This window comes from Arenicella chitinivorans (assembly GCF_014651515.1).
In the GTDB taxonomy this organism is placed as follows: Bacteria; Pseudomonadota; Gammaproteobacteria; order Arenicellales; family Arenicellaceae; genus Arenicella; species Arenicella chitinivorans.
This window is the reverse complement of record NZ_BMXA01000004.1, coordinates 145920-167697: the sequence shown is the minus strand read 5'-3', so window position 1 is coordinate 167697 and position 21778 is coordinate 145920. Positions and strand designations below refer to the sequence as shown.

Here is a 21778-nt window from a genome sequence, read left to right as displayed (position 1 = left end):
GAGCCACATGAATAAAAATATAATACTAGTACTATTACTTTGCAATTTAAGCGCTTGTGGAGTTGGCGGTGGGGATAACGGTTCAGACTTTAATGGCATGCCGGTGATACAAAACGTGCGAGTGCTTGAGCAGGTAACTGACGAGAACGCACCGGTGCATTTGTTGAGGTATGTCACCTCTATAACGGTGGAAGAAGTTATTGCTTTTTATAAAGAGGAATATCGAGAGCCTCTAAGTATCAAAGAATATGAGGGAACTACAGTACTATCTTATAAGAACGGGGAAAAAAACATTAAAGTACAACTCAGTTCAGCACCAAATGGAACAGATGTTTATCTAATGTACGAACAGTAAAAATCGTAACAAGTTGCTCGGCTTTCATGCGAGCTTTATGCGTCGACCGAGAGAGTTAGAAAATGAGCCTAAACCTATATCTAAAGACGGATAAGTTTAAGAACAATATGGGAATGCTAATGTATTTCCGAGATGAGCTCTCCAAGCTTGGGTATAAGCTGGGTAGCCCGGTTGACGAAGATTGCATGTGCTCTATTGAGTGTATAATCGATAATGAAGTAATTACACTTTTTATGGGTAAAAACGACGAAGAATCCTCTCCTCCAATTTGGCAAATATGGCCGGAGCAAAACGTTTCGATTCTGAAGAAATTATTCAGTAAGGCGGACAAAGCTCCCGAGGTGAAAGCCAAAGCACTAATCGAGCAGATCGCTCAAGGGATAGCGGGAGTTGATGGGGTTGAGTGGGCTATATAACTAGGCAAAACACTATTTCCATCATGCGTTGGTGTTTGCGGCGAATGGCAACTTTCGTACTACGAACAGACAAGAAAAGTGAACTATGAATAAGTTAAAACTTTATGTATTTGCGCTTGTGATAAGTACGACTGCGCTAGCGTCAAAAGCTGAGGATTACAAAGTTATAGCCAAGGATAATATAGAGTGGGGTTTGCTTAATCCTCTCAGGGGTGATGCAAGCCCCAGAGCAGCGAACCTATGGGGAGATCGTACCCAAGATATAGCAACCGGTATGCTGGTGAAATTTAAGAAAGGGTTCTCTTCGCCGCCACATATTCACAACATCAGTTACCGTGGCGTCGTGATTGAAGGATTCCTGCATAACGACGACCCCGCAGCAGAGAAAATGTGGCTATCAACGGGTTCATTTTGGACGCAACCAGCGGGCGAAACCCATATCACAGCGGCGAACGGGCAAGACAACTTAATCTACCTAGAAATTGACAGCGGTCCCTATCTTGTTCTTTCTGATGATAAGGCGTTCGATAATGGGGAGCGCCCAATTAACGTAGACGAGCGTAACTTGATTTGGCTCGATACTAAAGATGTGAAGTGGCTAAAGAAAAACCAGGCACAAATAGCGTACTTATGGGGGGCGCCTCAGTCGGCCAATGGCAGCTTTGTCAAACTTCCAACTGGCTTCAAAGGCACGATCGAAAACGATCAAGGGTTAAAGGCTGTAGTGGTAAGAGGTAAAGCGTTTCATCAGTGGAATAACGAGAAAAAGAAAACCGAGCTATCACCAAGTAGTTTCTTTAGATCTGAAGCTAAAGGTAAGCATAAAATAAATGTTGAGAATGCAGTAGTTCTCTACATAAACTCAAACGGAAGGTATATCGTTGAGTAGCTATCACAAGGTTAACAACTATTGCACACTTCGAGCGCTCAGACGCGTATAAATCGCCCGCGCACTTTAAAGGCGTTGGTGATACGCAGGAATAATGGTTATTCTTAAAGTAGAAAGATACCTAACGAAGCATGAAAAGGTCACCACACTAACAGGTTGGCTTTTTCGTCTATTGGTGTAACGCTAATTTCTCGAGATTATATATATGGCTACTCAACTGAATGGCGGCTGTTTGTGCGGCGCAGTTAAATTTACATTGGATGATACCTTTAATGCTTTTTATCAATGTCATTGTAGGCAGTGCCAGCAACTAACTGGCTCTGCATTTGCGTCAAACCTGTTTACCGACCCTGATAATATCGAATGGACCCAAGGTACTAATAGCATCAAAAATTATGAACATCCGACTAGGGAGTTTTCAAAGTCATTCTGCGTTTCTTGTGGTTCAGCAGTTCCTTTTCTAAACAAATCTCGAAGTTCGCTAATTGTTCCGGCAGGTTCGCTAAATCGATTCCCAGAAATACGACCGCAAGCAAATATATTTACTTCTGAACAAGCTTGTTGGTTGCAGCCTGGTTTACACGCTAAAGAATTCACAGGCTTTCCTGAATAGAGGTGCAAATAGTCAACAAGTTTGTAAGGTACCCCGAACTATCGATGTGGCAAGAAACTGGCATTAAGAAATTGTATTTGGTGATCATAAGTCGATCCCCATGCCGCCCGGTGCTAAAACTAGGAATATGCAATTGATGATGTTGGGCAACACCAATACAACTTACTGGAGATAAAGTTTTCGAGATTGGGTTGAGCGAGATACTCTTCTTAATGGTGTCGACACAGTCTTATAGTTTGTCGGAGAAAACCTGTTAAAACATAACAACCCAAAGTTCGTAAAACGGAGATAAAAATGACGGAGGATTTGAAAAGGTTGTTTAACGAATACGCTAACAGAGCTAACAGTGACGTGCGAATAGATACCTGTCTATTTTTAGAGGCTGATAAGTAACAATGGATGTCGTTTACGAAATATGTGGGGACGAATGTTATTACGTCGAAGGCTTTAAACGGTATCGAAAAACTAAACCGTTGCGTCACGTATTCTTACTGATTAAGCTGCTTGGTTTGACCTTATTCTCATTTCTAATATGGGTTTTGATTTCCGAGAAGGTTTTTAGTTTTGCTGCAATAATCTTTGCGATGTGTCTGATTATTGTGTTTAGTTACAAAATTGACCACTTAGTTATAAAAAGAAACGTGCGTAATTCTCCATACGGAAACGAAGACGCAGTCTTGACCTTCTCTGAACACGGTCTCTATTCAAAGAGTGATAAGGCTGAGGTTAAACTCGGGTGGGATGTGTTTACAAAAGCAATCAGAGTCAAAGACGGCTTTCTTTTGTTTCAAGGACCAAAGCACTATAATTGGCTGCCGGATAACAAGCTCACTAATCATGCACAACTAGATCAAATACGAGAGCTATTTGAAAAAAACGTATAACAAGTTCACTCCGCTCATTCCTCAGGTCCCTGCGAGATCACGCTAGTAGTTTGGTGCGGAGTAATTAGTAGAAATAAGATCTTTATGAAGCCATCAAGCGCGGTTGAAAACGCCCTCAATGTTTCGCTCCCTAAAAAGTACTGCAACCTTATTGATGATGAAAATGCCGATAAACTATATGACAGATTCACCACCTACATTGATACGGATGTTGTTTCCATCATTGAATCTAACCGGGGTTATATCTTAGAAAGAGACAGTATCGATGATCTAGATGATGGTACTTTTTGGGGTAGTTTGAAGCGGCTGTTTATCCACGGATCGAGAAAGAATCTGCTCAAGCAAAGGCAAAGTATGTTTACAGAGTGGATCGAGCCTAGGCACTTTATCATTGGTGGAGACTACGGTGAGGGGATGTATTTTATAAAGCTTGATGATCCTGAATGCCATGTTTATCGCTTTGATTTAGAAACAGGCAAGACAAGGAAGAAGCCTTATGGTTTGAGCAAATATATCAATTACTTAGATGAACTTTCCCAAAAAAACACATAACATAGCGTATCACGCTAGGCCACCAAGACTATCACGATGTTGTTTGTTTGGTGTTGCCACGTTAAGCTATTAAAAACCCTGACTACATTGCGGCCTGCTGAAGCAATGTTAAATCTACCTATGAGACTCATCTATACATTCGCTACCATATCCAACAACGTTTAAGTCTATTGATCTAGAGATCTGCATGCGCAATAAGTGGTGCCGTTGTTTGGCCAAAGCTTTGCTCTGCTTCGGCCTAATTTACACAAGTTTTTTGGTGACTAGATAGCTACGTTTCACTGCCACGAAAAAGAAGGCTCATAACCAGTAATTCAATTAACCCCCACCATGACCGGACAGCCACACGCCGTTTGGCGTTGCCTACAACTGTGGTTTTAGGTGTCAAGGCAAATATAGAGTAAACTCAATGCTACAGTTTTTTCGAGTTGTAAGCCTGATAGAAGGATTGTCTTATCTTCTTATATTGTGTGTCACGCTTGGTGTTATAAATAGGGAACTTGTTTTTTATCTTGGCATGGGGCATGGCATTCTGTTTTTGTTATATCTGTCCCTGTCGGCAGTAGTTTCACATAAACAATCTTGGCCTATTGTTATTTGGCTTTTGGTCATTGTTGCTTCGGTCATCCCTTTTGCTTTTATTCCTGTGGAGATTTTCATCAAAAGGGAGCTAGCTAAAATCGAGTCCAGCACATAACAGTTCGCTAAGTTTCTGGTCCAGATTAGGTGACTATTTGGCGTAAGAAATGGATGGCGCAGGAAATGTCGCGAACCAGTTTTGAGTCTACTAGTAGGACCTCTCATCACGTCCCCAAATGGTTACACCCTGCATTTGGGTAAATAGGTATGCGGCGCGCTGGACTAAAGGCTGGCTAAAAGTAAAAAGCCTCGAACCGATATTTGGGTGTTAATCTGCAGCGAGAACACAATGGAACATAAATCTGTATTCGTAATCCTAATCATCTTAATCTCAACAATGGGTACATTTATCGTGATCAATATGGTGCCCAACGCTCCGGGATTTATCGCGTATTTGGGATTTACCCGTGAAGGGTCTGGAACGCTATTAAGTTGGTTTTTGGCCATGGTTGTAACCGTTCTATATTGTTACGGTGCGGCCTCAATTTCTGACGTAAAGCAGTATATGTTTAAGTTGGATTTTCTGAAGTTTGTTGCCGTTGTTGGAGCGGTATGTGCTGGGATCGTTGAAGAACTGGTTTTTAGAAAGTGGGTGATGGATTACCTAGCTGGCGAAGATTTTTCTATCGCTATTCAGATCGTGGTATCTGGTTTGCTCTTTGGCGCTGCGCACTTAATTTGGGGAGTCAGGAATATTAAAGCCGGTATCAATGCAGCCATATCAACGAGTCTATTAGGCTTAGCTTTGGGGGTTGTTTACTGGGTTGGCGATCGTAGTTTAGCTCCATGTATAGCGGCTCACTTTGTCATCTCAGCATTGATAGAGCCAGGTCTCTTGATTTCAGCTCAACAAGATAAATTAGGTTATTGGGCTGAAAAAAGTGATGATCAGATCAAAGTGGACTAATCAAGCTCGCCTTGTAATGTCGTGTTCGCGACGATCGTTCCGCCCGATATTCCTGTACGATTATGCTTATGTGTATTCAAAATAAAACAATGCGAGGTCAAAGCATTCAATGACTTGCACGCCCGCACTGCATCGATTTTGTGATTGCCAGTTGTGTGTTTCGTGGTCTTTGGTTATTGGCTTTCTTTCGTTGCTTTAAAACAAGGAGAAATTCCAAATGAGAAAGTATTTGACTGTTCTTGCGATGACCCTATTTTTATCAGGTTGTGCGGAGCCGCTTCCTGAAGAACGCCGAGATTACGTCGGGCAGTGGCAAGGTACTGGCATGGAGTTGTTGATTCTGAAGGATGGCACGGTTGCGTATGAGCGCATCAAGGGGGGCGGTTCCACCTCAGTTAACGCGCCATTAAAGGAGTTTGTTGGTGATGATTTCACGGTCGGTATTCTATTTATGACAACAACATTTGATGTTTCTTCCCCACCGCATGAAGTTGACGGGGTCTGGAAAATGACAGTGGATGGGGTAGAACTTACGAGAGTCAGTGAATAAATACATAGCCAGCAGAGTCAGCGTCGATTTAACGGTATTGTACGGTTGAGTCGATGCCGCGTTCGGTATTATGTGCAATCTTTGAAAATGAAAATAGAGATCGCCGGCCCAGTTTTTAAGTGTGCAGAAGATGAAAAGGTTTTCTTTTCGCGCGTCTGTTCTTTGCCCGGTTATGACAGCGTTGTTGGCAAGGGGCGAAATTTGTGCATATTACTCAAAAGCAGCCGTGAAGGCAGTGTGTGCGATGAGCTATCAGATATTTGTGACATGTGGAACACCACCTACCGAGTGTTAGAGATATGATGCAGTCACTGTCTTTAAACGCTCGACTTAAACAGCGTGCTCCAAGCATTACTCCGCATGTCCTTGTAACGAGTGTAGTAACACGAAGCCATGCGAAGATGATGATTTTAAGTTGTTTTTTATGTTGCTTTGGTAATGAGCAACTGACAGGGATCTTAATTCGCAGGGAAGCTGTGTAAATAGATTAACGACAAGCTGGTACAAACAAGTGGTGACTCCAATACGTACCACACAATCAAACGCAGTCGGCACTGTAATTTGTCCGGTAGACTAATAAAACAGAACTATAGAGGAGATAGGCATGGGCTTTAACCGGTATTACGCAATCGTTGGTCTGATCGCGGCATCCGTTTTTTCATGTGTGACCGCAGCGCAGGTGGTCGGCGAAACGCAAAGAATAGCTACTCAACCTTCAGGTGAAGTGCGAGACGCAACAGGTAATACGGCACTGAGGGTCACGGTATGGTACCCGGCGAAGTCCGACTCGATTGTAGAGCCAGTGGTGATTGGGCCACCACAAGACCCACTGTTCGTGGTGGGCTCAGTAAGCTTTAATGCCCCGATCATGACCAGTTCAGATAGCTCAGGGCGTCGCCCAGTCATTTTGTTATCGCATGGTTTTGGTGGAACAGCTCGAATGATGGGTTGGTTTGCAACTGCGATGGCTAAAGAAGGATTTATTGTCATTTCTGTCGATCATCCGGGTAACAATGGCGGTGATGAAATGACGATTGAAGGTGGCATTCTTTGGTGGGAAAGAGCCGTGGATTTAAGACTGGCGTTTGAAAGAATACAACGAGATGAAGTGTTGGGTCCTCATATTGACCCTGAGCGGGTTGGCGTTGCGGGGTTTTCCGCCGGTGGGTTTACCGCATTGCTGCTGGGCGGCGCACAGGTTGATCGAGCGCACTTTGCGGAATTTTGCCAGAAAAACCCAGGTGATGGTGTTTGTCGACCGCAAGTAGAGTTCTCAATTACTGAGCCTGATATGCAAAACGTGGTTCAGGACCCACGGGTAGCAGACTACTTTGCTCAGTCTCAAAACGACTATTCGATTCCATCTGCAAAAGCAGTCTTCGTTATGGCGCCGGCCTTGGTCCAAGCAACTTCCCCCAAGAGCCTGAAAGCCATATCGATACCGGTTTCGATCATTGCCGGTGAAGCGGATGCAGTAGCACCAGCCGAGACGAATGCCTTGGTCGCTGCGAAATTGGTACCCGAGTCTGATATCACCATGCTGCCTGACGCGGGACATTATGTATTTCTTTCAGTTTGCACGCCCAACGGTAAAAAGCTGGTACCAGTGTGTGCTCAAACTGGGGAGCAATCGTATGCGCACTCGATGGCCATCTCGCAAGCTCGGAAGCTATTTACCAAACGCTTGGCAAAGCCGTAAGTACCAGATTAGTTTCACTCCGTGAGCGACTATGCCCATGCGCAGTGAATTTATTTTCTATTTGGGCTTGCTGAGATCAACAACTGGTAGCATTAGGCTTTCCAGTAGCCTGATGCGTAAGTTTGTTGACGCGAGTACCCTGGCATCCTTTTTACGTACTTTTTAATCGCTTTCATCTGGCTGCTTTCCGCAGCAATAAAGATCGCAGGTTCGCCTTCCAACCAGGGTGTATTTTGAACTGCGTTCAGCAATCGATTTGTGGTTAGGTCCGGATTAATTACCCAGTTGATATTCACGTCTTTAGGGTAATTGATACGCTGCTTGTCTTGCGCGGTTGGAACCTGTAGGTGCGCGGTGCCTTTAGCGTCTCTTGGCAGTTTTTCTAACACCGCAGCCGCGGCTGGCAGTGCCGTCAGATCGGCAACTAGTAAATGCCAGTCTGCCGCGTAATTTGTGTGTTTCGTATCGCCAGGCCCAGCAATACCGAGGTAATCCCCGACCTGGGCCCTACCCGCCCAGTCCGTGCCTAACCCTTTGTGATCATTCACTGCAAAGTCGACCGTCAATGTCTTGGTTTGATCATTGAAGGCGCGGACGGTGTATGAGCGCATCCATTTTTTGAAGCCCGGATATATTCCGAGCTTAGGGATAGTTTGACCTGGTTGCGGAAAAATGGCTTTAAAATGAGCGCTTTCTTGGTCGGGAGGAAAGTCGTTTAAATCCTCGCCAGTTAATGTAATTCGGCGCATATGTGGCCCCAAATCTTCTATTTGTGCAACTTGTGTCATTCGCATTTTCATAGAAACAGTACCTGATATTAGCTTTTCATGAAGGTTTGCTGCTTAAGCGTAATTGCCAACGTCATACCCAGTACGATTACTGGATCTTGCGTAAAGGTAACAACAAGGTTTTGCCTGTACGCCACTGCAAATCGACCAAACTCGGAGATGTCCAAATGCGTAGCCGCTGTACTTGCGGCCATCATGGAATTCCAAAATCAATGCCGTTCAACTATAGTTGATAATATCTACTATAATTTAATGTGGTTGATATTGTCAACCAAATTCCAAAAAGGGAGTTATTCGTGGCAGACATTAGTGCGATTGAGTCAGTTCGTTGTTTGGCCCATGCTGTTAAAAAACACCTCGCTATTCAGCTAGAAATACAAGCATTAGGACTTGTTCCAATGCAAGTAAGGGTAATGAAAATAGTCCATCGGCGTTCGCATTGCACGGCGTTGGATGTCGCCAGCGTAATACAAAGAGACAAGGCTCAAATCACACGCTTGATCAGCGGTCTGATTGATCTTGGGTTGATTGAAAAAGTTCCTAACCCGCAGGATAAACGGAGCCAGTTTTTACTGCTAACGCCAACGGGGGAGAAAATGCAGGCAAGTTTATCTAAACTTACTAGCAGAGTAGAACACTCTATGACGGCAGGAATAGCTGAGGGTGACATGCATACCTTCTTCGTTGTAGCCCAGCAGATGCTTAAGAATTTAGAACAAAGCCAGGAGTAGGCGCTGAGGAGCCCAGGTTCCCCCCCGGGTTTTTCGGGGATTATTGATGGTAATAAATGACCTCATTTCGCATTGAGGCTTAATAAGGTAGTCGCCTCAAGGTGGGTTCCGCTGGCTATTTCTGGCGCCAAACTTGGCGAACTCACATAGCAGTTTTGCTAATTCACTAATACACCGCCTATATGTTCGCTGAAAACTATCAAAGTCTTGCAATTAATCGATTAGATTAATCGTTGGGTTTGGCGGATACTGAATGGTATAGGCCCACGTGGCTCGTACTAGCATGATCGAATGACGATCGGGAGAGAACCAATGTCTGACAAAAAATGCCCTGTGATGCACGGTGGTGCAACCAAAAGCAACACGTCCAATATGGCGTGGTGGCCAAAGGCGCTAAACCTTAATATTTTGCATCAGCACGACACTAAAACGAATCCGCTTGGGGCTGAGTTTAATTATCGCGATGAAGTAAAAAAGCTAGACTTCGTCGCGCTCAAACAAGACCTACTGGCATTGATAACCGATAGCCAAGATTGGTGGCCGGCCGACTGGGGGCATTACGGTGGCCTGATGATTCGCTTGTCCTGGCACGCTGCTGGCACCTATCGCGTTGCAGATGGTCGCGGTGGAGCGGCTACGGGTAACCAACGTTTTGCACCGATTAACTCCTGGCCAGACAACGTGAACTTGGATAAAGCGCGTCGCCTCTTATGGCCGATCAAGAAAAAGTACGGTAATAAGCTTAGTTGGGCTGATCTGACCGCCTATGCTGGCACCATTGCCTATGAGTCAATGGGCTTGAAACCGTTTGGCTTTGCCTTCGGCCGCGAAGATATTTGGCACCCTGAAATCGACACCTACTGGGGTTCGGAAAAAGAATGGCTGGCGCCCAGTGGCAGTGAGGGAAGTCGCTATTCTGGAGAACGTGACTTGGAAAACCCGTTGGCGGCTGTGATGATGGGTTTAATCTATGTTAACCCGGAAGGTGTGGATGGCAACCCTGATCCCTTAAAAACTGCACAGGATGTACGCGTAACGTTTGAACGCATGGCCATGAATGATGAAGAAACCGTCGCCCTGACGGCCGGCGGTCATACCGTCGGCAAGTGTCATGGTAATGGCGATGTCGGTTTGCTGAGTGCTGATCCGGAAGGTGGCGAACTCGAAGACCAGGGTTTTGGCTGGTTGAACAAAACCAAGCGCGGTATTGGCCGCGATTCGGTAACCAGCGGGATCGAAGGCGCATGGACGACACATCCAACTCAATGGGACAACGGCTATTTTCAGCTTCTACTCAACTACGAGTGGGAACTCAAAAAAAGCCCCGCAGGTGCGTGGCAATGGGAGCCCATTGACATCAAAGAAGAAGACAAGCCGGTCGATGCCGAAGATCCGTCAAAACGTAATAACCCAATCATGACCGATGCGGATATGGCGATGAAAATGGACCCGGAGTACCGCAAGATTTCTGAGCGTTTTTATCAAGACCCAGCGTACTTCTCAGACGTTTTTGCCCGAGCATGGTTCAAGCTTACCCATCGCGACATGGGACCGAAGCCACGCTATATTGGTCCAGAAGTACCACAAGAAGACTTGATCTGGCAAGACCCTGTGCCGGCGGGTAATACGGATTATGATGTCGAGAAACTTAAAGCCAAAATCGCGGCGAGTGGATTGCGCCTGAGCGACATGGTCGCCACAGCTTGGGACAGTGCGCGCACTTTCCGTGGTTCCGACAAGCGTGGCGGCGCAAATGGTGCTCGGATTCGCCTGGCACCGCAGAAGGACTGGGTTGGTAATGAACCCGAACGCCTGTCTAGTGTGCTTAGGATTCTTGAGCCGATTGCGGCCGAGAGCGGCGCGAGTGTTGCGGATGTCATTGTATTGGCGGGAAATTTAGGTGTGGAACAAGCGGCTAAAGCCGCTGGATTCGATGTCAATGTGCCGTTCACGCCAGGTCGTGGTGACGCAACACCTGAAATGACCGACGCGGATTCCTTCGCCGACCTAGAACCACTTCATGATGGTTACCGAAACTGGTCAAAGAAAGACTACGTGGTGAGTGCCGAAGAGTTGTTGTTGGACCGCAGTCAACTCATGGGCCTGACCGCGCCGGAAATGACGGTGTTGGTCGGTGGAATGCGAGTAATTGGCGCTAACTACGGCAGGACTAAGCACGGCGTTTTCACTGACCGCGAAGGTGTGTTGAGTAACGATTTTTTCGTCAACCTGACGGACATGAATTACACATGGATACCTACTGGCGCCAATTTATACGAAATCCGCGAACGCGGGACCGACACTGTTAAGTGGACTGCAACACGGGTTGATCTGGTGTTCGGTTCTAACTCGATTTTGCGTGCCTATGCCGAGGTGTATGCGCAGGATGACAACCGGGAAAAATTTGTAAAGGACTTCATTTCCGCGTGGACTAAGGTGATGAACTCGGATCGCTTTGACCAAAACTGATTACGTAAATCCTCGCGCCGCGAATAAGCGGCGTGAGGTCAGTGGATTGCCGACTGGACATTCAACGCAGCGTGCACCATCGACAACAACTCGGTTTGTCTAAAACCACCTGATTCATATATAGTTTAGGCGGCGCCTAAATGGCAATAAAGTAGATTCACCACTGGACAACCTAGGAGCTGGTCTATGCAGTGCTTTCAACATCAAGCAATCAATGCGGTGGGGCTCTGCAAGTCCTGTCTAAAAGGAGTTTGTCAAGAATGTGCGACTGAAGTGCCTACTGGCCTCGTGTGCAGTTCTGCATGCGCGGATCATGCAGCAGAGATGCAGGAAATGCATGTGCGGGGTTTGAAGATATATGGAATTGGCCAATACCATTCAAAAATGCCATCAACAGGCGTACTGGTTTGGTTTCTTTTGTCTATGGCGATGTGGGTTTCTTTTTTTCACACCTATATTCAAAGCGATTATGTCAACGTTGGCAGTTTAACCGTCGCCGCAATATTTACCGTCATTCTGCTTGTGGCGTGGTTTTCTGCGCGTCGGACAGGCATAAAATGTTAGGCATGCATGTCCGCTTCGTAGTGCAGAATGTTGATATCGAGTCAGGCAGGCGACAAGGTGTTTTTCAAGCCATGTCGGATTTAGAGTATGCGGGCTCACTATTGCCGCACGAGCAATCGAGTTATGACGACATTTATGAATGGTTTCGTTATAACCTTAAAAAGCCAACATCCTTTTCAAGATCAACTAAGCCCCACTCTAAGAATGTCGCGCTTAGTTGGTTTAAGGATAGTGCAACGGAGCACATCGCTAAACTGAGAGAGTTGGTGGTAATCCTCGATCATCATGGATTGCAAACGGCGATGCTTCGAACTGAAAGACCTGGATACATCGTCTACGAAGACCCACACCAAGTCGCCGCTGAACCATTTAACGACACCGAAACATAGACGCACAATGGTTGATTTGACGAAAAGCTTGTCGTTGCCCCAATTCGCTTTAACACGGGCGTACAATTTTCGTAACAGTGGGGACCGCACTGAGTGTCATGATCCGCAGCCATCTAGGGATCACCAGAGTAAACCACAATGCCGGATTGGGTTTTTATAATTTTACTTACAGCGGGCGCTGGGGCGTGTATTCCGGTTGGTGGGCTAATCGCCACGGTTACGCATTTTCGCCCTGCGTGGCTTGAGCACGAATTCCGTCACTTTGTAATTGCATTTGGCGGCGGTTTGCTGCTCGGTGCCGTATCGGTCGTCTTGGTACCACAAGGCCTTGAGAGCATGGCGCATTCCACGTCGGGTGTTCCAATCATGTTTCTAGGAGCGTTGGTGTTTTTTGCCTTTGAGCGTCACTTGGGATTGAAACGAAGAGAGTCACCGCAGTTGATGGGCATGGTGTTGGACTACGTGCCAGAAGCCATCGCATTGGGTGGTTTGGTGGCAACAGGGTCGCCAATGGCGTTGTTACTCGCCTCGTTGATCGGGCTGCAAAATTTGCCGGAGGGATTCAATTCGTTTCGTGAATTGAACGGTGCCAAACACGGCAGTACCTCAAAAACGTTAACCACGATGGTGTTGCTGGTGCCCTTGGGACCGATTGCCGGGCTGTTGGGGTTTTATGTGCTGGCGGATTACCTGGCGATATTGGGGGCGATCATGTTGTTTGCCTCAGGCGGCATCATCTATTTGATTTTCCAGGACATAGCACCGCAATCGCGTCTCGAGAAGCATTGGGCCCCACCAATCGGCGCTGTTTGTGGTTTTTGTCTGGCGTTGTATGGTGAAATGTTAGTTCAGCTTGCGTAGGCGTCGTCACTTCTGCATTCATTTTGACCGATTGGTAGCGCCTGCTTAGACTCGTTCCGATGAAAAAATACCAGTCAGCAGACCTGCTCATTGATCCTTCGCTACGCACCGTTCATCGCGCTGGCGAGCTCATGACGCTGTCACCACTAACGTTTGATCTACTGTTGGCGTTGATTCAGCGCGCACCAGCCACGGCGGATAGCGATGACTTATTAACTCAAGTGTGGTCTGAGCAGGTGGTCGGCCCAGAAACGCTGACCCAACGTGTGGCGATACTACGAAAGCAGCTGGCATTGGATGGCCACCCTACCACGTACATTGAGTCGGTGCGTTCACGTGGGTACCGATGGATACCGGCAGTTGAGTTGGTGGACGATGCCAACCCCGTAGTACGTAAACCCAGTTTAGGGCGAAATGATCTGATCGCAGTAGTCGGATTGATGATCTGCGCTGTTGTTGCGTACGCGTATTCGAGTCGAGAGCCACAAGGCGTCAGAATTGGTGCACCAGCTTTGTCGCTGAATGAAGCAGCACTTGCTCAGGCTTGGCGTTACTACGATCAATTTGATGCCAAGGGCAATGGTCTGGCTCGTAATTTATTTGCTCGTGTGTTGGCTGAAACACCCGATAGTGTTGAGGCCTTGGTTGGGTTGAGTGCGACTTACTCGCAGGAAGTCACAAAGTTTAACGGTAACCGACAAACGCTAGATCAAGCGCGCGTACTCGCACAGCGCGCAGTTCAACTCGAGCCAGAGTCTGCAACGGCCCTTTGGGCGCTTGGCTTTTCCTTGGACGCAGCTGGCGAGCTGGATGCGGCTATTTCAGCTTACCAACAATCTTTGCTGTCTGACCCTGAAAATTCGCGGGTAGCTGGTAGTCTCGCGTACTTATTTAGCGTTAAAGGTGACTTGGCCAACGCAATGAAAACCGGTCTCTTGGTTCTTGATTCAGATGCACACTATCGCTATCTGCAACTCGCACATACGCTGCGTCTATTGCAGTTCGATCTGCTGGCAGAACATTGGTATACGGTCGCCGATGAGTTGAACCCGGATAGCGTGTTTGCGGCCAAATCACGCGCCGAGTTTCTCTACGTTATTGGTCGATTGGAAAGCGCGGATCAGTTAGCGGAAGAAGCAATTGCGCGGGGAGTGAATCGACCGGAACTGCACCTGATCCGTGCCATGGTGTCTTGGGACGCGGGTGAACACGGCGCGGCTATGGCGCGACTAGACGCGATCCTGCCAGCGTTTGCGCAGCGGTTGGATCTTCAAGTTTGGCGGTACTGGTTCACCGCGCAGTTGTTACCCGGATCTAAACCGAATTCGAGTTTGGGACTAGAAAGCCTGGCAGATGAGAGGCCGGTCTGGCCGAGTGCTTGGATCGATATAGCGGTTTACCATATGGCGAAACAAGATGCGGATACGGCCATCCGTGCGTTGCAGCAAGCGGTCGAACTTGGTTATCGCGACATCGGGCTTTTACGGCGTCTTGCCCCCTTTCGTCCGCTCCACCAAACACCACAGTTTCAGCAGTTGATGGACACGCTACAAAACCAGATCAATGCCGAGCGGCAGTCAGTCATTCGCGCAGACTGGCTGCCGGCTGGCTTTTTGGATATCACGAAGACTATTGAGGATTGACTTGTGGTGGCATCGCCAGCGCTGGGAGTATGTGCTCGGCGAAAATAGCTTGTGACTGAGTGTGCATATACGGCGTGTTGTACGCGGTCGACGTAATTAGAACAACCGCATTTAAACGTGGCACCACAAACAAGTAGTTACCGCCATTACCCGATGCCGCATAGGCGATGATTTTTTCACCATTCTTCTCAAATTCAAATATCCACCATAGATAGCCGTAATCGATATTCCGGTCCGGCATAGCGGTGACGCGTCGGGTCAGCATGTCATCTACCCAGTCGGCGGGTATCACCTGCTGCTCTTGATATTCTCCACGGTCCAGTATTAATTGTCCGAGCTTGATTAAGTCTTGTGAGCGAAACCGTGCACCGCCGCCGCCTTGAACAATGCCGAGCGGCGAGCGTGGCCAGTAGACCTGCGTAATACCGAGCGGGTCCAGCAGATGCTGCTGCGCAAATTGATCCAGGTGCTGTTTACTTTGTCGCTCAATCGCCGCACCGACCAGAAACACACCGCCTGTGCAGTAAGAAAAACTGCGACCGAACGGTAATTCATGATCCGGAGTGCCCCAGGGTGGCGTGCCACGCTCGGGCAGGTCGAGTACAAATTGCACCCAGTCCTTGCGCAAATACATGCGTTCCTCGTTGCCAGCAGAGAAGTGTGCCATGTCATTGCATTCCAACGGCGAGCTCATCATCAGTAGATCTGCGAATGCCATGTCTGTCTTTGCTGGAAACGGGTTCTGCATCGGTAACTTGTCTTTGAATATGGGCAGTACTTGCTGGTCGACAGATTCAAACAGTCCTAGAGCAATAGCTTGACCAAAGAGTATGGCAGTGATGGATTTGCTGGCTGAGCGAATATCGTGTAGCTGGTCGGCATCACTTTGGTTGAAGTACTGCTCGTACTGAAGTTTGTTCTGCTGTTGCACAAGTACACTGCTAATGGACTTAAATTCTTTAGAGGCAATCTTTTGTTCGAGTTCTGTGAGCTGTGGGTCCGCTTGTGCAAGCTGAGTAACTATGAGGCCGAATATGGTGGCGAGTAAAACGCGTTGTTGGGTTGTCATACCGTTTACGATTCTAGGATTGGGTTGATCGAGTTATCAGCATGGCTACTCGCATTGTTGGGTGCCTGACGCTTGGCTAAAGAAAGCTAAAGATTTCTAAAGTTTGGCTGGTTTCAGGTGTTGCCTGATGCGATGAACCGTCATGCAATTGTTCTTAACGCATCTTTCGTTGCCAAATATTTGACCATTTGTCTAACATTTTGGTAAGACTGTTGATGGGGGGAGCTGCAGTACGTTCCCGTACCCAAATAACAAAAACCATTTTTGGAGGAGCACAGTGATTTCTAAATTGAAAATTACTAAATACATTTTGGCATTTGCCTTAATGATCAGCAGTGGATCAGCACTCTCGGTAACTGGGGTTGCCCTGGTGCACGGAACCGGTGCACAAACAAACGCCTACGATGACTATTGGGAATCTGGCATGGTGGAGTCGATCCGACTTGGCCTGGCAGACAGCAATAATCTGCTTGTGGTGAATTGTGATTTCGAAGAGTACATGTGGGATGCCGCATCATCGGGTTGTTTGGCCACTCAGCTGTATAACTTTATCAACGCCCGTAATATTGACGACCTTGTGGTTATTACCCATTCCAACGGGGGTAACGTGATGCGCTGGATACTGTCCAATCCTACTTGGGACAGTCGCTATCCAACCATCATCAACTCAGTGCGTTGGGTGAATGCAATTGGCACCACCAGCGCAGGAACACCACTGGCGGATGCGGTAATGTCAGGCAACGTTTTCGAAGCGTCCTTAGGTTGGCTACTCGGATATCAGTCAGACGCGGTGCGTATGCAGCAGACCAGCTGGATGGACTACTACAACACCAATTGGCTACTCGGTACCGCCGGTCGGCCCACGCTGCCGGTTGGCTTTTGGAACATCGTTGGCTCAGATGTCGAGACCGCCGTGTGGGATTCAGACAGCTATTGCGGAGGTTACACCTTAAACCTCGGCCTTGAAATTACCAAAGCATGGCTGAACAGTTGTGCTGACGGATTCGTCGATTGTACCTCGCAGAACGCAGCGGGTTCTTTGTGGTTTTATGACACCACATACACCGCTGGTGGTGAACCTTTGAGTCACAACCAGAGTCGTCGCCAATGCTTTAATCTCGACGTCATTCTACGTAACGATCTGTAAGGAGAACCATCATGAAAAAGTCAAACCTCGTATTGGTCGCTTGCGTACTCACGATATCGACCTCCATTCAAGCCGCCGGTGAATTGCCGGTATCCCGTGACAAAGTGCAGTATTCCCATCTTGTCGACGGCACCCAAAAACAGAGTCTTAAAGGCAATGGTGCATCGCAGGAAAGCCAGGTGTATTACCGAGAAGTGTCTGGTCAGGAACTTAACCAAGGTGTGGAACTGGCAACCGATGCGGATAGCGCGGTAGTGAAGCTCACCGCATTAAGAAAGGCCACGTCACGCAATGCCCTGCCGCCGCTGCCGCTCGATCTGGAGTTGTATAAAGGTGAGACCCAACGTTCGGTAGCGGATCCAAGTATTCAGATGAAGCAGACCTCGGAGGCCTTGCGCGGGGCCGCGCCAACCTTGTTTAAGCATTCTGAGGTGATGAAGATTCCGGCTGACATGGGCCGTGGTCGCTTTAAACTTAAGGCTAAAACGCCGGTCCAGAAAGATGATCGTTACTTGCTCTACGTGCTAGATCATAACAGTGACATTAAGTTGAAAGTGAATAGCCGTAAAAACGCCTATGCTAAAGGCGAAAAGTTGGACTTCAACGCACACGTGACATCCGCCAGAAAAGTGAAGACCGTGGGCATGAAGTCTGTGTTGGTAGCGCCCGATGGACGACGTTTTCCGATTAAGTCGATGGGCCAAGGTAGCGGAATTCGAGGCAATTGGAAGCTGGATATCGATACCCAGCGCGCGCCGGGAGAATTGTGGCAGCTGGAAGTGGAATCAACGGTAATCAATGATCAGCAGGTTGAGACACGCCGCATTGCCAAGGTGGCGCTGGATATTCACGATGCCACCGCAACAGTAGCGTCAATTAAAACCCGTAAAGGCCACATGGTGATGGGTCTGAATGTGCAGCAAAAAGGCCGCTTCGAGGTGCGAGCGTTGGTCGCCGGAACGGCTCGTGACGGGAGTCTGAAGCCGATTAGTCTGACCTACTATGCGGACTGGTTGGAACGTGGATTGCAGACCGTCAGTTTTCCGATCGACAAAGCGTTGTTTAAAGAGTCTGGGTTGTCCGCACCTTATGTGGTCCAGAGTGTGCAATTGTTGGATCAAAGTAGAATGGCGGCGCTGGATGCGCGCGAGGGAAAGTGGTTAGTCGACTAGGCGACCAGCCCTAAATACAAACGCCCTGCCTCGGTGGGGCGTTTTTAATGTGGCGGAGCGTTTTTTTGTGTAGCATAGGGGAGAGTCGTTTTGGTGTTGACATGCTAAAACGGCGAGTTACCGGGCAACTCCTCCCGGATCGGCTCTCTATCAACCGACCGTGGTAATACTGATGCGCGCATTTTTGATCTTTTTGAACTTATCTTTGTGCTTGTGCTCAGGCAGCGTGTTCAGTGCCAACGATGCAAGCATGGCCGAGCAACCGGCCTCGGTGACGGCCGATGCCTTGGTTCGAAAAGCCATGGATAACTGGCGGGGATTGAGTTCGTACTCGCAAATGACAATGACCGTGCACCGACCCGACTGGGAGCGTAGCACCACGATGAGTGCTTGGAGCCAGGGAGATGATCAGTCCTTGGTGCGAGTGACTGCGCCGAAGCGCGATGTTGGTAACGGCACTTTGCTGAATGGCAAAAATATGTGGACCTATTCGCCGAAGGTAAATCGTATTATTAAAATACCATCCTCGATGATGAATCAAAGTTGGATGGGGAGTGATTTTTCTAATCGTGACGTTAGCAAAGCGACCGATATTCTTGATCATTATGATCATGTTCTGAGTCAAACCGAGACGAAGGACGCACACACCTACTACACCATCACTTCGACACCGCATGAGGACGCACCCGTGGTTTGGGGTAAAGAGGTGATCACTGTGCGGGACGATTTTGTAATGACGCGTCACGAATTTTGGGATCAGGATAATCAATTAGTGAAGGTCATGCAGGCGCAGCAGGTGACCATGATGGATGACAAACCGGTGGCGAACAAAATTCGCATGGGCCGTGTCGACCAGCCTGACGAATGGACGCTGATTGAGACACACACGATAGATTTCGATATCGACATTCCAGGCAATCTATTCACCTTGTCTAACTTGCGCAATCCGCGAGACTAAGATCGGCCACCGCGTATGCTGACATTAAAACTAGCATGGCGGAATCTCTGGCGACATAAGCGTCGCACCTGGCTAACGGCAATGGCCATGATTTTTTCTAACATGTTGCTGGTGTTCTCGATCTCGTTACAGCTGGGCCAGTACGACATGATGATTGGCAACACGTTAAAAATGTTTTCTGGCAATCTGCAAATCCAGCAGCAAGGTTATCTAGACGCGCCAAAATTGGATCGCACGGTGTCAGACATCAATACGCTGGTATCGTCACTACGACAACGAACGCCGTATCGATACGCTGCCCGCGCGTCAACTTTCGCCTTAGCATCAAGCCAAGAACGAACTTTTGGAATCCAGATTACTGGCGTGGAACCAGAATTCGAGCCGCAGGTGACAGCCTTGTCGGGATTGGTTTCTGAAGGCCGATATCTTAATAGTAGCAGCGCCCCCGAAATCGTGTTGGGCAAGGTCATGGCGAAAAACCTTAAAGTCAGTTTGGGTGACGAGGTCACCCTTCTCGGGAGCGGCAAAGACGGTTCCTTCGCTGCCGGCATTGTAACCGTAGCAGGGATCTTTGATTCAGGGCTATCGGATGCCGATCGCGCGATGGCGTTGGTTGGATTGAACTATTTTCAAGAAACGTTTGCTATGCGCGGCGATGGTCACAGCATTGTGGTATCGCTCGATACCTTAGAGGGCGATGTCGACGCTACACAACAGATCCGTCAGCAGTTAGCTTTGTTGGCCGACCAAGAGTCCAAGCTTAAGGTACATAACTGGCGCGCGCTCAATCCGGGTCTGGAACAGGCAATTCAGGCCGACTTCACCAGTGCCTGGTTTATGTACGGTGTTTTAATATTGCTGGTGGCCTTGGGCGTGATGAACACGCAATTGATGTCAGTACTGGAGCGAACTCGAGAGTTTGGTGTGGTTATGTCGCTCGGTGTGAAGCCGCGTATGATCTCAGCTTTGGTGATGCTCGAATCGCTCCTCATGGGTATGTTGGGCTTAGTGATTGGTGTCGCGTTTGGTGGCTTAATCGTGTTGTATTTTCAGCATGTGGGCTTGTATTTTCCTGGCATGGAAGAAATGGCACAACGTTTTAATCTGCCGGGTCGACTCTACCCCGAGATCAGTGTGCTGTCAGTGTTGATGGGGCCCGTCGTGGTGATGATGTTTAGTTTGGTGGCGACTTTGTACCCGGCACTGAGGATCTTGCGTTTACATCCCGTTGAGGCGATGCGCGCAACATGACACACCAGAACCTAAAAATCATAGTCCGGATTGCCTGGCGGAATTTGTGGCGGAATCGTCGACGCACCACCATTATGCTGGTGGCGATTTCGCTCGGCGTCTGGGCGATGATTTTTATGAGTGCCTTTATGCGAGGGATGGTGAACGGCATGTTGGTTGATGGGTTGAACTCCCTGCCAGGGCACATTCAGATACATCACCCTGATTATGTGGACGATCCGAATATTGAGAACAGTATGCCGGAACCAAACGAAGAGCTACGTGCGGTTTTAAATAGTGACGCGGTGACGGCTTGGTCGGCACGCGTTCGTGTTCCAGCCATGATCACCAGTGAGCGAGAAAGTCGTGGTGTGATGTTGCTGGGTATTGATCCGGAGTACGAGCCGCAGCTTGGATTTGGTAATTCTGTGATTCAGCGTGGACGTTTTGTTGCAGACCCGAACGAGCAAGGTATTGTCATTGGTGAAAAACTGCGGGCGACCTTGGAAACCCAGGTAGGCAAACGCGTGGTGATTATGTCGCAGGACCCGCAGAACAATGTTGCAGATCGGGGCTTCAAGATCGTCGGTGTATTTAAGTCGAGCGTCGTTGCTGACGAAGAAATGTTTGTGTTTACCGGTAAGTTGACCGCGCAATCCATGTTGCGTATTCCGGGCATGGTGTCTGAGATCGCGGTGAATGGTGAGGATGCACGCGATATTGAGACACTATTCACGCAAATCAGCGCGCACGATTCACCGCAACAAGTTAGCCTTCCTTGGTATGCACTGAATTCTTATCTCGGCTTGATGGCCAATGTGATGGACGGCTTCGTGCTGGTGTTTATGATTATCATTTTTTTAGCATTATCGTTTGGCTTGGTAAACACGTTGATGATGGCCGTGTTCGAGCGGGTACGAGAAATCGGACTCATGCAAGCCTTGGGTATGAAACCGGCGACGATTTTGTATCAGGTAATGTGTGAAACCTTTATTCTACTGGTGTTGGGGCTGATCATCGGTAATCTGACGGCCTTGGCGACGATTCTGCCTTTGATGGATGGCATCGATCTGTCGAGTATCGCACAGGGTCTGCAAATGGCGGGTATGAGCACGGTACTCACACCGTCACTGACGACGCTGGATTTTGTCTTGGCCAGCAGCGTGGTCATCGTTTTAGGCCTACTCGCGGGTTTTATGCCGGCTTGGAAGGCATCACGTTATCGCCCCGTCGAAGCATTGGCCAAAACCTAA

Annotated in this window: 24 protein-coding genes; 21 read left to right on the top strand and 3 right to left on the bottom strand. The window is 48.2% G+C overall.

Annotated elements, in window-relative coordinates:
* Positions 1-7 precede the first annotated feature (7 nt).
* The 10 genes from IE055_RS12480 (at position 8) to IE055_RS12435 (ending at position 7504) form a co-directional block, all read left to right on the top strand.
* On the top strand, positions 8-355 hold the full coding sequence (locus IE055_RS12480; protein ID WP_189401658.1) for a hypothetical protein: 348 nt from the start codon (positions 8-10) through the stop codon (positions 353-355).
* A 62-nt stretch (positions 356-417) separates the two neighbouring features.
* On the top strand, positions 418-771 hold the full coding sequence (locus tag IE055_RS12475) for a hypothetical protein (RefSeq protein WP_229794277.1): 354 nt from the start codon (positions 418-420) through the stop codon (positions 769-771).
* A gap of 85 nt (positions 772-856) precedes the next feature.
* A complete protein-coding gene (locus tag IE055_RS12470; protein WP_189401653.1) occupies positions 857-1660 on the top strand; it encodes a DUF4437 domain-containing protein in 804 nt (267 codons plus the stop codon).
* Positions 1661-1865: 205 nt separating this feature from the next.
* A complete protein-coding gene (locus IE055_RS12465; protein WP_189401650.1) occupies positions 1866-2273 on the top strand; it encodes a GFA family protein in 408 nt (135 codons plus the stop codon).
* A gap of 395 nt (positions 2274-2668) precedes the next feature.
* Positions 2669-3157, top strand: a complete 489-nt coding sequence (locus tag IE055_RS18100; RefSeq protein WP_189401647.1) for a YcxB family protein — start codon at positions 2669-2671, stop codon at positions 3155-3157.
* Between the two features lie 84 nt (positions 3158-3241).
* A complete protein-coding gene (locus tag IE055_RS12455) occupies positions 3242-3709 on the top strand; it encodes a hypothetical protein (RefSeq protein WP_189401644.1) in 468 nt (155 codons plus the stop codon).
* A 409-nt stretch (positions 3710-4118) separates the two neighbouring features.
* The gene (locus IE055_RS12450; RefSeq protein ID WP_189401642.1) at positions 4119-4406 is read left to right on the top strand and encodes a DUF3817 domain-containing protein; all 288 of its coding nucleotides are present in this window, start codon (positions 4119-4121) and stop codon (positions 4404-4406) included.
* Between the two features lie 231 nt (positions 4407-4637).
* Positions 4638-5255, top strand: a complete 618-nt coding sequence (locus tag IE055_RS12445) for a CPBP family intramembrane glutamic endopeptidase (RefSeq protein ID WP_189401639.1) — start codon at positions 4638-4640, stop codon at positions 5253-5255.
* Positions 5256-5472: 217 nt separating this feature from the next.
* Positions 5473-5805 (top strand): hypothetical protein, encoded by a 333-nt coding sequence (locus IE055_RS12440; protein WP_189401636.1) that lies wholly within the window; start codon positions 5473-5475, stop codon positions 5803-5805.
* A 604-nt stretch (positions 5806-6409) separates the two neighbouring features.
* Complete coding sequence (locus tag IE055_RS12435) at positions 6410-7504, top strand: alpha/beta hydrolase family protein (RefSeq protein ID WP_189401633.1); 1095 nt, start codon at positions 6410-6412, stop codon at positions 7502-7504.
* Positions 7505-7596: 92 nt separating this feature from the next.
* Here the strand turns inward: IE055_RS12435 and IE055_RS12430 are convergent, their stop codons facing one another.
* A complete protein-coding gene (locus IE055_RS12430; protein WP_189401630.1) occupies positions 7597-8292 on the bottom strand; it encodes a siderophore-interacting protein in 696 nt (231 codons plus the stop codon).
* Between the two features lie 29 nt (positions 8293-8321).
* Complete coding sequence (locus tag IE055_RS12425; RefSeq protein WP_189401627.1) at positions 8322-8486, bottom strand: hypothetical protein; 165 nt, start codon at positions 8484-8486, stop codon at positions 8322-8324.
* Between the two features lie 102 nt (positions 8487-8588).
* Between IE055_RS12425 and IE055_RS12420 the strand changes: the two genes are divergently transcribed.
* The 6 genes from IE055_RS12420 (at position 8589) to IE055_RS12395 (ending at position 14949) form a co-directional block, all read left to right on the top strand.
* Entirely contained in the window at positions 8589-9023 is a 435-nt protein-coding gene (locus IE055_RS12420; protein ID WP_189401624.1) for a MarR family winged helix-turn-helix transcriptional regulator, read from the top strand.
* A 312-nt stretch (positions 9024-9335) separates the two neighbouring features.
* Positions 9336-11492, top strand: a complete 2157-nt coding sequence (katG, locus tag IE055_RS12415) for a catalase/peroxidase HPI (protein WP_189401622.1) — start codon at positions 9336-9338, stop codon at positions 11490-11492.
* 186 nt (positions 11493-11678) lie between these two features.
* Positions 11679-12056 (top strand): hypothetical protein, encoded by a 378-nt coding sequence (locus IE055_RS12410; protein WP_189401619.1) that lies wholly within the window; start codon positions 11679-11681, stop codon positions 12054-12056.
* Positions 12050-12445 (top strand): hypothetical protein, encoded by a 396-nt coding sequence (locus IE055_RS12405; RefSeq protein ID WP_229794276.1) that lies wholly within the window; start codon positions 12050-12052, stop codon positions 12443-12445. The genes IE055_RS12410 and IE055_RS12405 overlap by 7 nt, the downstream gene beginning before the upstream one ends.
* A gap of 138 nt (positions 12446-12583) precedes the next feature.
* A complete protein-coding gene (locus IE055_RS12400; RefSeq protein WP_189401617.1) occupies positions 12584-13306 on the top strand; it encodes a ZIP family metal transporter in 723 nt (240 codons plus the stop codon).
* Between the two features lie 59 nt (positions 13307-13365).
* A complete protein-coding gene (locus tag IE055_RS12395) occupies positions 13366-14949 on the top strand; it encodes a winged helix-turn-helix domain-containing protein (protein WP_189401614.1) in 1584 nt (527 codons plus the stop codon).
* Here IE055_RS12395 and IE055_RS12390 read toward each other — a convergent pair.
* On the bottom strand, positions 14936-16018 hold the full coding sequence (locus IE055_RS12390) for a serine hydrolase domain-containing protein (RefSeq protein ID WP_189401611.1): 1083 nt from the start codon (positions 16016-16018) through the stop codon (positions 14936-14938). The two genes, IE055_RS12395 and IE055_RS12390, sit on opposite strands and share 14 nt — an antisense overlap.
* 325 nt (positions 16019-16343) lie before the next feature.
* Here IE055_RS12390 and IE055_RS12385 point away from each other — a divergent pair, with 325 nt between their 5' ends.
* The 5 genes from IE055_RS12385 to IE055_RS12365 all read left to right on the top strand — a co-directional run bounded on the left by IE055_RS12385 (position 16344) and on the right by IE055_RS12365 (position 21778).
* Positions 16344-17165 (top strand): hypothetical protein, encoded by an 822-nt coding sequence (locus IE055_RS12385; RefSeq protein ID WP_189401917.1) that lies wholly within the window; start codon positions 16344-16346, stop codon positions 17163-17165.
* Between the two features lie 11 nt (positions 17166-17176).
* A complete protein-coding gene (locus tag IE055_RS12380) occupies positions 17177-18337 on the top strand; it encodes a DUF4785 domain-containing protein (protein WP_189401608.1) in 1161 nt (386 codons plus the stop codon).
* A 172-nt stretch (positions 18338-18509) separates the two neighbouring features.
* Positions 18510-19295 (top strand): outer membrane lipoprotein-sorting protein, encoded by a 786-nt coding sequence (locus tag IE055_RS12375; RefSeq protein WP_189401605.1) that lies wholly within the window; start codon positions 18510-18512, stop codon positions 19293-19295.
* A 15-nt stretch (positions 19296-19310) separates the two neighbouring features.
* A complete protein-coding gene (locus IE055_RS12370; RefSeq protein ID WP_189401602.1) occupies positions 19311-20546 on the top strand; it encodes an ABC transporter permease in 1236 nt (411 codons plus the stop codon).
* Positions 20543-21778: an ABC transporter permease gene (locus IE055_RS12365; RefSeq protein WP_189401599.1), complete on the top strand. Its 1236-nt coding sequence runs from the start codon at positions 20543-20545 to the stop codon at positions 21776-21778. Before IE055_RS12370 ends, IE055_RS12365 begins: the two co-directional genes overlap by 4 nt.